The sequence below is a fragment of the Actinomadura madurae genome, from assembly GCF_900115095.1.
In the GTDB taxonomy this organism is placed as follows: Bacteria; Actinomycetota; Actinomycetes; order Streptosporangiales; family Streptosporangiaceae; genus Spirillospora; species Spirillospora madurae.
Window position 1 is genome coordinate 174847 of sequence record NZ_FOVH01000002.1, and the last position, 13578, is coordinate 188424.

At 72.2% G+C, this 13578-nt stretch carries 11 protein-coding genes; 5 read left to right on the plus strand and 6 right to left on the minus strand.

Annotation, left to right across the window (positions count from 1 at the left end; genetic code table 11):
* Positions 1–15: 15 nt before the first annotated feature.
* A complete protein-coding gene (locus BM339_RS06635) occupies positions 16–1860 on the plus strand; it encodes a glycoside hydrolase family 3 protein (protein WP_143118305.1) in 1845 nt (614 codons plus the stop codon).
* 60 nt (positions 1861–1920) lie between these two features.
* On the opposite strand, the gene BM339_RS06640 is transcribed toward BM339_RS06635, so the two are convergent.
* Together BM339_RS06640 and BM339_RS06645 are read right to left on the minus strand one after the other, a co-directional pair.
* Positions 1921–3204 (minus strand): ABC transporter substrate-binding protein, encoded by a 1284-nt coding sequence (locus BM339_RS06640; RefSeq protein WP_075020248.1) that lies wholly within the window; start codon positions 3202–3204, stop codon positions 1921–1923.
* Positions 3201–4484 (minus strand): Gfo/Idh/MocA family protein, encoded by a 1284-nt coding sequence (locus tag BM339_RS06645; protein ID WP_075020249.1) that lies wholly within the window; start codon positions 4482–4484, stop codon positions 3201–3203. The genes BM339_RS06640 and BM339_RS06645 overlap by 4 nt, the downstream gene beginning before the upstream one ends.
* Before the next feature lie 126 nt (positions 4485–4610).
* Between BM339_RS06645 and BM339_RS06650 the strand changes: the two genes are divergently transcribed.
* From BM339_RS06650 to BM339_RS06665, 4 genes are all read left to right on the plus strand, one after another.
* The gene (locus BM339_RS06650) at positions 4611–5810 is read left to right on the plus strand and encodes an ROK family transcriptional regulator (protein ID WP_218163584.1); all 1200 of its coding nucleotides are present in this window, start codon (positions 4611–4613) and stop codon (positions 5808–5810) included.
* A 175-nt stretch (positions 5811–5985) separates the two neighbouring features.
* Positions 5986–9717: a glycoside hydrolase family 2 gene (locus BM339_RS06655; RefSeq protein ID WP_075020581.1), complete on the plus strand. Its 3732-nt coding sequence runs from the start codon at positions 5986–5988 to the stop codon at positions 9715–9717.
* Positions 9718–9796: 79 nt separating this feature from the next.
* Positions 9797–10105 carry a hypothetical protein gene (locus BM339_RS06660; protein ID WP_075020251.1) on the plus strand — a complete coding sequence of 103 codons (309 nt, stop codon included), beginning with the start codon at positions 9797–9799 and terminating at the stop codon, positions 10103–10105.
* 62 nt (positions 10106–10167) lie between these two features.
* A complete protein-coding gene (locus BM339_RS06665; RefSeq protein WP_143118306.1) occupies positions 10168–10389 on the plus strand; it encodes a hypothetical protein in 222 nt (73 codons plus the stop codon).
* A gap of 21 nt (positions 10390–10410) precedes the next feature.
* On the opposite strand, the gene BM339_RS06670 is transcribed toward BM339_RS06665, so the two are convergent.
* Genes BM339_RS06670 through sigK form a run of 4 tightly spaced genes read right to left on the minus strand, consistent with a single transcriptional unit; the run spans position 10411 to position 13562 of the window.
* Positions 10411–11514 carry an AAA family ATPase gene (locus BM339_RS06670; protein WP_075020253.1) on the minus strand — a complete coding sequence of 368 codons (1104 nt, stop codon included), beginning with the start codon at positions 11512–11514 and terminating at the stop codon, positions 10411–10413.
* Between the two features lie 14 nt (positions 11515–11528).
* On the minus strand, positions 11529–12179 hold the full coding sequence (pnuC, locus tag BM339_RS06675; RefSeq protein WP_075020254.1) for a nicotinamide riboside transporter PnuC: 651 nt from the start codon (positions 12177–12179) through the stop codon (positions 11529–11531).
* Positions 12180–12219: 40 nt separating this feature from the next.
* Positions 12220–12954 carry an anti-sigma factor gene (locus BM339_RS06680; RefSeq protein WP_024935060.1) on the minus strand — a complete coding sequence of 245 codons (735 nt, stop codon included), beginning with the start codon at positions 12952–12954 and terminating at the stop codon, positions 12220–12222.
* Complete coding sequence (sigK, locus tag BM339_RS06685) at positions 12951–13562, minus strand: ECF RNA polymerase sigma factor SigK (RefSeq protein WP_075020255.1); 612 nt, start codon at positions 13560–13562, stop codon at positions 12951–12953. The genes BM339_RS06680 and sigK overlap by 4 nt, the downstream gene beginning before the upstream one ends.
* Positions 13563–13578: the final 16 nt, after the last annotated feature.

Sequence of the window (13578 nt, forward strand, 5' to 3'; positions counted from 1 at the left end):
TGATCAATTCCGGAAATGCCCTTCCGCATGGACATCTCGTCGTCAAGGGTGCGCCTGGCCGCCTTCGGCGTGCTCGGCGTGCTCGCGCTCGTCGCCCAGGGCGGTCCCGTCCGGGCGGAGCCGGGGCCCGCGCTGTACCTCGATCCGCGGCTGTCGGTCGAGGACCGGGTCGAGGACCTGCTGGATCGGATGAGCCTGGACGACAAGCTCGGCCAGATGACGCAGCCCGAGCGCCGGTACATCACCACCGGGGAGATCACCCGCCACCGGATCGGGTCGGTGCTGTCCAGCGGCGGTTCCGCGCCCGACCCGAACACGCCGCGGAACTGGGCGGACATGTACGACGGCCTGCAGAGGGCCGCGCTCGCCGGGCCGCTGCGCATCCCGCTCATGTACGGGGTGGACGCGGTGCACGGCCACAACACGGTGGTCGGCGCGACGATCTTCCCGCACGCCATCGGGCTGGGCGCGTCCCGTGACCCTGCCCTCGTCCGCCGGATCGGGGCGGCGACCGCCGAGGAGATGGCGGGGACGGGCGTCGACTGGAGCTTCGCACCGTGCGTGTGCGTCGCCCGCGACGACCGCTGGGGACGGACGTACGAGTCGTTCGGCGAGGTGCCCGAGTTGCCCGCCGCCATGACGACGCTCATCGACGGGCTGCAGGGCGACGAGCCGGGCCCCGCGTCCGTCCTGGCCACCGCGAAGCACTACGTGGCGGACGGCGGCACCGAGGGCGGAGACGACCGGGGCGACGCGCGGATCTCGGAGAAGGAGCTGCGCGCGGTCCATCTTCCGCCGTTCCGCGCCGCCGTGCGGAGAGGCGTCGGCGCGGTGATGGTCTCCTACAGCTCCTGGAACGGGCTGAAGATGCACCGCAACCGGTACCTGATCACGGACGTCCTCAAGCGCGAGCTGGGTTTCGACGGGTTCGTCGTCTCTGACTACAACGGCATCGACACGATCGACGGGCGACCGGGGTTCACCAGGGAAGAGGTCGCCATCGCGGTCAACGCCGGCATCGACATGGTCATGGTGCCCGTGGATTGGCGCAGGTTCATCGACTACCTGCGGGACGCGGTGAAGCACGGCGACGTCCCGATGGCCCGCGTCGACGACGCGAATCGCCGCATCCTGACCAGGAAGTTCCAGCTCGGCCTGTTCGAGCGCCCGATGGCCGACCGGGCGTACCTCGCCTCGGTCGGGAGCGCCGCGCACCGCGGGCTGGCCCGGCGCGCGGTCGCCGCCTCGCAGGTGCTGCTGAAGAACGACGACGCCCTCCCGCTGTACGAAGACGACAAGGTGTTCGTCGCCGGGCGCGCGGCCGACGACATCGGCATGCAGTCCGGCGGCTGGACGATCACCTGGCAGGGCGGGACGGGCCCGGTGACGCCCGGCACCACGATCCTGGACGGCATCCGCGAGGTCGCGGATCCGTCCGCGACCGTCACCTACAGCCGGGACGGCACGGGCATCGACGGGTCCTACGACGCGGCGATCGCGGTCGTGGGGGAGCGGCCGTACGCCGAGCACCACGGCGACCGGACGGATGCCATGGGCCTCGACGACACGGATTCGAGAACGATCGGCCGGCTCCGCGCGTCCGGCGTCCCGGTGATCGTGGTGCTGGTGTCGGGCCGCCCCCTCGACATCGCCGCGCAACTGCCCGGGTGGGACGCGCTCGTCGCGTCCTGGCTGCCGGGGACCGAGGGGGCGGGCGTCGCCGACGTCCTGTACGGCGAGACCGCCCCGACCGGCCGGCTCCCGGTGACCTGGATGCGCGGCGCGTCCCAGCAGCCGATCAACAGGGGGGACGGCAAGAAGCCCCTCTTCCCCTTCGGCCACGGCCTCACCTACGAGTGAGCATGATCGTCGGCGCCTGCCATGCCCGGCCCCAGCCGCATGCCCCCAGACAGACGCCGGTCAGTCGGCCAGCGCCGCCAACGCCTTCTGGAGATCCTCCGCCGCCTGGGCGACCGGCTTCTTCCCGGTGACGGCCGCGGTGACGTGCTCCTGGATGGCCGTGCTGACCTCGTTGTACCGGACGACCACCGGCCGCGGCTTCGCCTTGTCCATGCCCTCCTTCAGCACCGGCAGGTACGGGTACTTCTCGATCATCTCGGGCTGGGTGTAGAGGGCGGCCAGGGAGAGCGGGAACGACTGCGCGCGGCCGTATTCGTTCTGGACCTCCGGGCTGACGATGTGGGCGATGAAGTCGCGCGCGGTCGCCTGGTGCTCGGAGAACGCCGACACGGCCAGGTTGTTGCCGCCGAGGGTGCCTGAGCCAAGCCCGTCCTTGCCCGGGATGGGGGCGACGCCGAACTTGCCGGCGACCTTCGAGCCGTCCTTCTCGGACGCGAGCGCGTACACGTAGGCCCAGTTGCGGTGGAAGAGGAGGTCGCCTTCCTGGAAGGCGCGGCGGCCCTCTTCCTCCTTGTAGGTGATGGCCTTCTCGGGGATTGTGCCGTTCTCGAAGCCGTCCACGAGGAACTGGAGACCCGCCTTGGCCTGCGGGGTGTTCACCCGCGGCTCGCCCGACGCGTCGAAGACCTCGCCGCCCGCCGATTGGACGGCCTCGGAGTAGTTGACGGTCAGCCCCTCGTACTTGCCGAACTGGCCCGCGTAGCAGCCGATGCCCTTGCCCTCCGGGGTCTTCTGCACCTTGGCGCAGTCATCGGTCAGGTCGGCCCATGTCTTCGGCGGGTTCTCGATGCCGGCCTTGGAGAGGAGGTCTTCCCGGTAGTAGAGGACGCCGGTGCCGGTCAGCCACGGCGCCGCGTACAGCTTCCCCCGGTACTTGCCGGTCTCCAGTGCCGCCGGGACAAAGGAGGAGGTGTCGAGCAGGCCGTCCGGCAGCGGGAGGACCCAGCGGCGCGCGGCGAACTCCGCCGTCCACACCGCGTCCAGCCGGACGACGTCGTAGGCGTCCGACTTGATCTGCATGTTCTGGACGAGCTGCTGGCGCGCCTGGTCGCCGTCCTCGGGCAGCTCCACGAGCCGGACCCGCTCCTTGGGGTGCCGGTCGTTCCACGCGGCGACGAGCCTCTGGACGGTCTGGGTGAGGTCCTTGCCGGTGGCGACGGTGATCGGGCCGCGGCCGTCGTTGCTCGCGGGCGCGCCCGAGCCGCCGGAGTCGCCGCAGGCGCCCAGGGCGAGGGTCAGGGACAGCGCCGCCGCGGCTCCGCACCACAGGGGTCTGGTCGTCATGGGCGCACCGTGCCTTTCGCGGGGGTGGGGTCGCGGGCGAGGTCGACGACCGTGCCGGCCAGCCGCGCCCGCTCGGCGGCCCAGACGACGCGGTGCGAGGCGAGGCTCTCCCGGGGGCCGGAGCTGAGCGGGGCCGGGTCGCCGCCGGCCAGCGCGGCGGCGAAGGCGTCGGCGAGGGCGTCGTCGGCGTGGTCGTGCCGGCCGTCCGGGGACGCCTCGCCGGGCTCGACGGTCTCCAGCTCCCCGGTGACGAAGTCGCGGACCGAGATGCGCACGCCGTCCCCCTCCAGGCAGCCGGACGTGCCGAAGACGCGCGTCTGGCGCTGGGCGGCCGGGGAGAACGCGGTCATGGTGAACACGCCCGTCGCCCCGGACGGGAACTCCATGTTCACCACCTGGTGGTCGACCACGTCGTTGTCGCAGGCGTAGACGCAGCGCCCGTACGGCCCCTCGCGCAGCGCCCGCAGGACGCCCTCCTCGGTGCGGTCGTCGGTGACCGCACCGAGCGGCCAGGCCTCGCGGCCGGGGTCGCCCAGGCACGACAGGTACAGGCGCGTCGCGGAGTAGGGGCAGCGCGGCTCGACCGCGCAGTCGACGCAGCGGGCGGCGGCGCCGGGCGGCCGGTTCTCCGGACGGAAATGCGACAGCCGCCCGAACGAGGACACTCGCGCCGGGATCTCGCCCATCACGTGGATCAGCCAGTCGACGTCGTGGACCGACTTGGTCATCAGCATCGGCCCGGACTCGTCCGCGCGCCGCCAGTTCCCGCGTACGTAGGAGTGGGCGTGGTGCCACCAGCCGACCGGTTCGAGGTGCTGGACGCTGATCGGGGCGCCGATCCGGCCGCCCTCGATCAGGCCGGCGAGGGCGCGCGTGTACGCGGTGTACCGCAGCACGTGGCAGACGGCGAGCATCACCCCGGCGCGCTCGACGGCCTCCACGATGCGCAGCGCGTCGGCCTCGGACGTCGCCATCGGCTTCTCCAGCAGGATGTGGCAGCCGAGGCCGGCGAACCGGATCGCGGGCTCGGCGTGCTCGGCGTCCTGCGTCGCGATGATCACGCCGTCGGCGACGCGGCCGGCGGCGGCCATCTCCCGCCAGCCGGCGAACGCGCGCTCCGGCGCGATGCCGTGCTCCTCCGCGAACCGGGCGCGCCGCGCGGGGGCGGGCTCGGCGACCGCGACGATCCGGCCGGCGCCGGTGGCGCGGATCCGCGCGGCGTAGCCGCGGCCGCGCAGTCCGGCTCCGGCCACGGCGATCGCGGGGCCCGTCTCGTGCATCGAGTGACCTCTCCTGACCTGGGTATTCTGGGCGCCACCGGGCCCGGCACCGGTATTACGCAAGTACCTTTCATAAGTAGGTTGGCAATAATGTCGTCCGTCCGCCGATCGCTGTCAAGGGGTGCCGTGCCGCAACACTCTCTCCACGGGGGCGACCCCTCGGTGCTCCGCCGCCTCAACTCGGCCGCGACCCTGCGCGCGCTGCGCGACGGCGGCGAGGCCACCCTGTCGGAGCTGGCCCGCCGGGTCGAGCTGTCCCGGCCGACGACCGAGGGCGTCCTCGGCGGGCTGATCGCCCGCGGCCTCGTCACCGAGGACGCGCCGCGGCCCGGCGCCGGGCTCGGCCGCCCCGCCCGCCGCTACCGGTTCCGCGCCGAGGCCGGCCACGCCCTCGGCATCGACATCGACGCGCACCGGGTGCGGCTGCTCGTCGCCGACCTCTCCGGCGACGTCGCCGGCGGCCACAGCGCCGTCCTGGACGCGCAGGCCCCGCCCGGCGAGCGGATCGCGGCGGTGCGCGCCGCGGTCCGGACGTGCCTGGCCGCCGCGCGGATCGACCGGCGGTCGCTGTGGGCGGTCGCCGCGGGAACCCCCGGCGTCGTCGCCCCCGACGGGACGGTCACGTCCTGCACGGTCGTGCCCGGCTGGGAGGGCGTCCACCTGGCGCGCGAGCTCGGCCGCTCGTTCTCCTGCCCGGTCCTCGCCGAGAACGACGCGAACCTCGCCGCGATGGCCGAGCGGTGGCGCGGCGCCGCCCGCGACGCCGACGACGTCGTCTGCGTCCACGCGGCCCTGCACACCGGCATGGGGGCGCTCATCGGAGGGCGGCTGCACCGCGGTCGCTGGGGCGCCGCCGGTGAGATCGGCGTCCTGGACGAGCTGGGCCTGCAGGGCACCACCGAGACGCTGGTGCGGGGCACCCCGCCCGGCCCGGCCTTCCAGCGGGCGGAGGAGGTCCTGGACGCGGCGCTGGGCGGTTCCCCCGAGGCGATGGCCGTGGTGGAGGGGCTCGCCGGACGCATGTCGCGCGGCATCGCGGCGATGGCCCTCGCCCTCGACCCCGAGATGGTCGTCGTCGGCGGCCCGCTGATCGGGCCCGGCTCCCCGCTCGTGGCGGAGCTGCGCCGGCGGGTCCGGCCGCTGTGCCTGAGCCCCGTCCGCATCGAGGCGTCCGAGCTCGGGGACGAGTCGGTCGCCCTCGGCGCCGTCCGGCTCGCCCTGGACCGGATCGACGAGGACCTCTTCCGCCTCGACCGGCGCCCCGACCCGGACGGCGAGGCGGTCTTCGGCGAGGACCGCCAAGCACGGCCGTCCCCGCTGTCATGAAACGCCACACCTGACGCGATGCGTTGACCGCGGCCTGACACGCACCTAGCGTCCCAGACGTAGGTGATCGAGATACGGGTGTCGTCAGGGGGCCTGCCCGCGAGGAGGCGCCGCGCCGATGACCGCGTTCCCCCGACTCCGTGCCCGCGGCCGACATGATCGTCACGTGTACCGCATGCTCGTGGTGTGCCTCGCGGTGCCGGCGCTCGTGGTGTCGGCGCTCCAGGGCCTCGCCGCCGCCCAGCCCGGATCCGCGCCGCCGTCCGACGTCTACACCTACCTGGACGATCCCGAGATGGTGGGGGAGGGGCAGGAGGCCCCGCACGCCGTCCTGCGGCCCTACGAGGACGCCCGACAGGCGGCCGGCGGGAAGGCTTCGCGCTGGACGAGATCGCTGGACGGCGACTGGCGCTTCGCTCTCGCCGACCGTCCCGCCGAGGTGCCGTCGGGTTTCTACGAGCAGGGCTACGACACGTCCGACTGGCGCAGGGTGAAGGTACCGCACACGTGGCAGAGCGACCGGCTCGACCACCCCATGTTCCGCAACATCCCGACCGAGGTGTGGCCGGACGACCCGCCGAAGACGCCCCGCGACATCAACCCGACCGGCGCGTACGTCAAGACGCTGAACGTGCCGGGGAACTGGGACGGACGCCGGACGTTCCTCCGCTTCGAAGGCGTCGTCAGCGCGTACTTCGTGTGGGTGAACGGCAGGTACGCCGGCTACGACCAGGGCGGCTACACGCCCGCCGAGTTCGACGTCACCGACCTCGTGCACAAGGGCGCCAACACGGTCGCCGTCCAGGTGCACCGCTGGAGCTCCGGCTCCTACATGGAGGACGTCGACCAGTGGCGGTACAGCGGCATTTTCCGTTCCGTGTGGGCGTACTCCACGCCGAAGACGTACCTGCGTGACGCCACCATCACCACCGACCTGGACGGCGCCTACCGCAACGCCACGCTGAACGTCGGCCTCGTCGTGGGCAGCCGGGGCGGTCCCCAGGGCGAGCACACCGTCCGCGCCACCCTGGTCGATCCCGAAGGCCGGACGGTGCAGCGCTTCTCCGGCAGGACGTCCGTCACGGGCGACGGGACGTCCGTGCGGCTGACCGCACCGGTGACGAACCCGTCGAAATGGACGGACGAGACGCCGAACGTGTACACGCTCGTCCTCGAACTCGCCGACGCGCGGGGCCGCGTCGTCCACACAACGGCCGAGACCCTCGGCTTCCGCGAGATCGAGGTGAAGGACCGGCAGGTCCTCGTCAACGGGAAGCGCATCCTCATCAAGGGCGTGAACCGGCCCGAGACCGATCCCGACACCGGACGGCACCAGACCCGCGCCCGCATGGAGTCGGACGTGGCGTTGATGAAGCGGTTCAACCTCAACGCCGTCCGGACCGCGCACTACCCGTCCGACCCCTACCTGTACGAGCTGGCCGACCGGCGCGGCCTGTGGGTCGACGACGAGGTCGACATCGAGACCCACAACTGGGAGGACTGCGGCCGGACCGGGGACCAGGACTGCCTCGCCGACCGCCCCGAGTGGCAGAAGCCGTTCCTCGACCGGTTCAAGGCTATGCTTGCGCGCGACAAGAACCACCCGAGCGTCCTCATGTGGGACACCGGGAACGAGGCGGGGCTCGGCGCCGCCCACTACAAGATGGCGGACCACGCGCGCGCCACCGACCCGCCCCGCCCGCTGTACCACCAGTCGAACAGCCCGGACGGCGACGCGCCGTTCGCGGACGTGTGGGGGCCGCGCTACCCGACGCCCGCGCGCCTGGAGGCGCAGTCCGCCGCCACCACGAAGCCGATCATCATGGGCGAGTACGCCCACGCGATGGGCAACAGCCTCGGCAACTTCCGCGAGTTCTGGGAGGTGATCCGCCGGCATCCGCAGACGCAGGGCGGGTTCATCTGGGACTGGGCCGAGGGCAATCCGCGGCACCCGCTCATCACCACGCCCGACGGTTCCGGCAACGGCATCCGGGCCTGGCTGCAGGGCCTGCCGAAGACCGTGGACGGCCACCGCGGCAAGGCCCTCTACTTCTCGGGCCTGGACGACTTCGTCGAGGTCTACCGCGACCGCCGCTTCGACCTCACCGGCACGTCCGTCACGCTGGACTCGTGGGTGAAGCCCGCCCGGCCGTGGACGGGCGACTTCACCATCATGGGGAAGGGCGACCACTCGTACGCGCTGAAGATGTCGAACGAGAACACGCTGGAGTTCTTCGTCCACAGCGGCACGTGGCGGACGGTCCGGGCGCCCGTCCCGGCGAACTGGTACGACACGTGGCACCGGGTCACCGGGACCTACGACGGGACGGCGATCCGGCTGTACGTCGACGGCCGCGAGGCAGCGTCCGTGCCGTTCACAGGGAAGATCGACCGGTCGTCCGGGGACGTCAACATCGCCCGCAACTCCGAGACCATGCAGGACGGCTACCGGGGGCGGATGGCGCACGGCACGATCGACGAGGTCCGCATCTACGGCCGCGCGCTCACGGCGGACGAGCTGGGGTCGGGCGCCGACCCGAAGAAGGACGCCATCCTCGCCCTGGACTTCGACCGCTTCGACACCAGGGGCTCGTTCCTGTCGAGCGGCGAGAGCCTGTCCGGGGATGACGGGCTCGTCGGCTCCGACCGGTACGTCCAGCCGGAGACGGCCCAGCTGACGTGGGTGCAGTCGCCGTTCCGCGTGACCCGGGCCGGTGACGGGACGGTGTCCGTCTCCAGCGAGCGGGTCTTCGCCACGAGCCCCGTCCAGATGCGCTGGCGGTACACCGAGGGCGCCCGGACGCTCTCCTCGGGCAGGTCGTCGGTGAAACTGCCGCCTGGTGGCTCAAGCGAAGTGGAAATCCCCGCGCCTCCCACCAATCCGTCGAATGCCGAACGGTGGCTGACGGTGGAGCCCGTGGAGAATGGCCGCGCGACAGGATTCGGCCAATTCTCGGTGGGCGGCACGGAGGTCCCCGGAATAAAGAAGAAAGCCACCGGCGAAGTGAAGAGCGAAGACAACGGAAAGGAAATCATCGTCACCGGCAAGGGTTTCCGGTACGTCTTCGACAAGGCCAAGGGCACGATGACGTCCATGCGCGCCGGCGGGCGGGAACTGCTCCGCACCGGACCGGAACTCGACGTGTGGCGTCCCCCGATCAGCAACGAGACCTACACCTGGGGGCGCGCCGAGGGCGAGGACTGGCGCGGGCTCGGCCTCGACCGGCTCGCCACCACACCGACCGGCGTCACCGTCACCGGCGGCGAGCGCGTGACGGTCGAGATCGCCGCGAGGACGGCCGCGCCCGACCATCCCGACGCCTGGTTCGACCAGACCGCCACCTATGCCGTCGACGGCGCCGGACGGATCGAACTGACGCATCAGGTCGTCCCGCAAGGCCAGGTCAGAAGCCTGCCCTACCTGGCCCGCGTCGGCTACACGCTCAAGGTGCCCGACCGGTACAAGCGGTTCGCCTGGTACGGGCGCGGCCCCGTCGGCAACTACAACGACCGCAAGGACGGCACGCCCATGGGGGTGTGGTCGTCCACGGTCGACGAGCAGTACGTCTCGTACTACCGGCCCCAGGACTACGGCAACCACGACGACGTCCGCTGGACGATGCTGACCGACGGCCGCTCCGGTCTGCTGGCCGCCGGGCTGGACGGAACCATCGAGGCGAGCGTCACGCCGTACGACGACCTCGACCGCGCGCTCTACCCCTTCGCCCGCGTACGGAACCCAGGCTGGAACACCCTCCATATCGACCACTCGGTCACCGGAGTGGGCGACACGCCCAACCCGGTCCGGCCCGAATACCAGACCCGTCCGGATCGCACTTATACCTACAAGACGCTTTTGTCTCCTCTGACGCGGGCAGAGATCAATACGCTGCGTTCCGCGAAATGACGCTCCGTCCTGTCGGTGGGGCGCTGTAGGGTCCCGGTGTACGGGTGAGCGGGGACCGAACAAGACGGACGGGAGAGACATGAGCGCAGAACCACTCGAACCGCCCCTGCCGCCTCCGGGCCGGGTCCACCGGGTCCCGAGGACGATCGGGGGGATCAGCGACTGGCTGCCCGAGGAGAAGCGGGAGCGTTTCCTCGAAGAGGTCATGGCCGCCAAGGAGGAGGAGGACTACAAGGAGGTTCTCGACAGCTGGTGGGCCGAGGCCCATCTGGCTCAGGACCCTTACCGCGAGGAGCGTCGGCGCCGGGCGATGTGCGCTGACAGGAGCGAATTGGTTTCCCTGGAGGACCTCAGGCGCCGGTGGTTTCCGGAGGCCAACGCCACGTGACCGCGGGCAGAAGTGGTTGGACGGTCTTCTGCGTTCCAGAGGCGTCCGATGCCATCGAGTGCATGCCGACTTCGCTGAAGAACTGCATGATCAAGTTTTTCTGCGACTTCGCGTTCGCAGCCGGAACGGCGATCAGCTCGGGAGATCGTCCGCCGGGTGAGCCGCAGGACGACGCTGGTGTCGCGTACAGCATGGTGGTCGATGGCGCCTCAGTGTTCTTCGACTACCTGGTGCTCGCCGATATCCAGGAGTTCCGCATCACGCGGCTGGTGTGGCTCGGGTGACCGAGCGGCCAGGGGCCGGGCTTACAGAGGAGTGTTGAAAGCCCATCCCCTGGCCAGCAGGGCGTCGGTCGCCTCCACCGCGGTGGCCAGGCGGTGGTCGTGGGGGCCGGTCACGGTGAGGTGCGGCAGGCCCCGCCTCTTGAGCTCGTCGGTGAAGCGTCCCGACATCCACAGTCTGATCGACTCGCCGTCCCGCCAGCCGTCCTGCTCGAACGGGACGCCCTCCGGATCGGTCAGGATCCACAGGTCGTGCCGGACGCGCGAGTGAACGGCCTCGACCTCGGGGGCCGGAGCGCCGAGATACCGCTCGTGCCAGAGGGCCGTGGCGAACGCGTCCGTGTCGCAGACCAGCAGCGGTGAACCCGACCGGGCCGCCGCGTCCTCCAGGGCCGCGTGGCGCTCGGCGATCCGGGTGAACTCGGCCGACTCCCACAGGAGGTCGTCCAGCCACAGCGACGGATCGCCCGACTCCCGGCGCGCGGCGGCCAGCTTCTCCTCGGTGTACGTCCGGCCGTACTCCGGCGCCCACCGGGTCGCGGCCCAGACGCCGCCCCGCTCCGCGTAGTGGGCCGCGAGGGCGCGGGCCAGCGTCGTCGTCCCCGTCGACTCGGCGCCCACCACCACGACCCGGCGCGCCAGGTACGCCCGGACGGGCGGCGCGAGGAACTCCCAGTTCCCCACGGGATCGTCCCGGACGGCCGTGCCGCTGACCGGGAAGCGGCCGCGCGGCGGGTCGACCGCGACATGGACGGCGGAGAACCGCTCCGCCAGCTCCGGCCCGTACTCCTCCGAGCTGAACACCGCGTCCACCGGCGGGACGGACACGCCGAGACCCGACCGCATCGCGAGTCCCGCCCGGAACGCCATGACGTGCGTCGACCAGAGCTCGTCCGAGCCGTAGTCGATCTCGGCGTCGTCCACCACCGGGAAGACCTCCACGTGCGGCTGCGGGTGGGCCTCCCGCAGCCAGGCCGTCCGCAGCGCGAGCGGGATGCTCTCCACGGTCGACGCCGCGACCACCACGCTCACCCGCGCGCAGGCCGCCGCGGCCGTGTCGACCAGGTGCCGATGGCCGGCGTGCGGCGGATAGAACTTGCCGATGACGAGGCCGTGCGCGTACCTCATGCGGGCCGCGTCCTTCATGCGGGTACTGCCGCCGGGCTCGCGGCCTGGGAGCGCAGGTCGCGCCGCCAGGCGAGCAGCCCGAACACGCACAGGGTCAGGAAGATGACGTAGAGGGCGCTCGTGAGCTTGAGGTCCTTGTAGAAGTACAGCGGGATGTAGACGAGGTCGGCGGTGATCCAGAGCCACCACGACTCCAGCAGCTTCCGCGACTGCCCGTAGACGGCCATGAGGGAGATGGCCGTGGTCAGGGCGTCCCAGAACGGCACGGTCGAGTCCGTCCACGCCGACAGCGCCCAGGTCAGGAACGCGGTGCCCGCCGCGCCCGCCGCGACGAGGGCCGCCCACTCGCCCCGCCGCGTGCGCCGCACCTGGAGCCGGTCGCGGCCGTCCCCGCCGTACAGCCACACCCACCACCCGTACAGCTGCAGCGCGACGTAGACGACCTGCAGCCCGGAGTCGGCGTAGAGGCCGCCGTCCAGGAACACCAGCCCGAGCAGGATCACGTTGGCGATGCCGATCGGCCAGTTCAGGATGTTCTGCCGGACGACGAGCCACACGTTGACCGCGCCGGTCGCGAAGCCGAGCAGCTCCGCCCACGTGGTGGGGACATCCCCGAGATGGAAGGCGGGATCGAGCAGCGGACCCAGCGGGACGTTCACCGACATGCCCGCAATGATCACATATCGTCAGAAGGACGACAAGTGGTCAGGTGGCGCTGAGCAGGACGAGCGGTGTCGTGGTCGGCTGCGCGGAGCCGCCGGCCGGTTCGACGGTGACGCCCAGCTTGTCCGACGGGCGCCACGTCCCGGCGACGACCGGACGGCTCCGGTCGCCCGGGAGCAGGCCCGCCGAGCGGGGACCGGCCGCGTCGATCAGCCACAGCTGGTACGCCTGCGAGGACGGCAGCGTCCGCAGCCCCGAGGACGCCACGACCACCCGGCCGCGCGACGCGGACGCCACGATCGTCACCGTCCCGCCGCCCGCGGCCCGGCCCGTAGCCGACCGCGCGTCGGGCGCCGACAGCACGGACGCCACGTCCCGGTAGGCGGCCTCCGACCGCTCCACCTTCTGCCGCTCGTTGATCGCCACCCCGACCGACGCCGCCGTCACCAGGCACGCCGCGGCGGCGAGCCCGGCGGCGGCCGCGCGGCGCCATCGCCGCGGCCGGAGCGGCCGCACGGCGGCCTCCCGGCGCGCCGGGGCGGGCGGCAGCTGCCGGACGTTGCGGATGTCGGCCATGACCTGGGCGCGCAGCCGCGGCGGGGGCGCCTCGGCGACCGCCATTCCCAGCCGGGCCGTCGTCGCCCGGAACTCGCGCAGCTCGGTCTCGCAGGTCTCGCACCCGGCGAGATGCGACTCGAACAGCCGCCGCTCCTCCGCGTCGTCGATCGCGTCTAGCGCGTACGCGCCGGCGAGGGCGTGCAGGTCGTACGCCGTCATCGTTCCACCCCCAGGCAGTCGCGCAGGCGGATGATGCCGTCGCGCATCCGGGTCCGCACCGTGTTCGGCGGGGCCCCGACCAGCTCGGCGACCTCGCGGTAGGAGTGCCCGCCGTAGTAGGCGAGCGTCACCGACTCGCGCTGCAGGTGCGTCAGCGTGCCGAGGCAGCGCCGCACCCGCTCGTGCTCCAGCCGCGCCTCGACCCGCTCGCCCACCGGGTCGTGCGCGGTGCCCGCCCCGTGGTGGGCGGCGGGGTGTTCGGCGGGGTGGCCGGCCCGCGCCTCGCGGTCGCCCGCGGCCTGCTCGCGCCGCACCCGGTCCACGGCCCGGCGGTGCGCGATCGTCATGATCCACGCCATGGCGCCGCCGCGGCCGGGGTCGTACCGGGTCGCGGACCGCCACACCTCGATCATCACTTCCTGCGTCACCTCCTCCGCCATCGCCGGATCGCGGATCACCCGCCGCACCAGGCCGTACACGGGAGCCGCCACCACGTCGTACAGCAGCTCGAACGCGCGCTCGTCGCCGCGGGCCGTCCGGCCCAGCAGCGCGTCCACGTCGTGCCCGGCCACCGTCCCGTCGTCCGGCGGTCTCGTCTCAGGCGGCATGCGGCGCTCCCCTCGG

What these genes read in the sequence shown, in the direction of transcription:
- pnuC (WP_075020254.1), bottom strand. Translation starts at nt 12,179, where the DNA reads ATGTCGGTGAACGTCCCGCTGGGTCCGCTGCTCGATCCCGCCTTCCAT.
- BM339_RS06660 (WP_075020251.1), top strand. Translation starts at nt 9,797, where the DNA reads ATGAGCGCAGAACCACTCGAACCGCCCCTGCCGCCTCCGGGCCGGGTC.
- sigK (WP_075020255.1), bottom strand. Translation starts at nt 13,562, where the DNA reads ATGCCGCCTGAGACGAGACCGCCGGACGACGGGACGGTGGCCGGGCAC.
- BM339_RS06640 (WP_075020248.1), bottom strand. Translation starts at nt 3,204, where the DNA reads ATGACGACCAGACCCCTGTGGTGCGGAGCCGCGGCGGCGCTGTCCCTG.
- BM339_RS06665 (WP_143118306.1), top strand. Translation starts at nt 10,168, where the DNA reads ATGCCGACTTCGCTGAAGAACTGCATGATCAAGTTTTTCTGCGACTTC.
- BM339_RS06635 (WP_143118305.1), top strand. Translation starts at nt 16, where the DNA reads ATGCCCTTCCGCATGGACATCTCGTCGTCAAGGGTGCGCCTGGCCGCC.
- BM339_RS06655 (WP_075020581.1), top strand. Translation starts at nt 5,986, where the DNA reads ATGCTCGTGGTGTGCCTCGCGGTGCCGGCGCTCGTGGTGTCGGCGCTC.
- BM339_RS06670 (WP_075020253.1), bottom strand. Translation starts at nt 11,514, where the DNA reads ATGAGGTACGCGCACGGCCTCGTCATCGGCAAGTTCTATCCGCCGCAC.
- BM339_RS06645 (WP_075020249.1), bottom strand. Translation starts at nt 4,484, where the DNA reads ATGCACGAGACGGGCCCCGCGATCGCCGTGGCCGGAGCCGGACTGCGC.
- BM339_RS06680 (WP_024935060.1), bottom strand. Translation starts at nt 12,954, where the DNA reads ATGACGGCGTACGACCTGCACGCCCTCGCCGGCGCGTACGCGCTAGAC.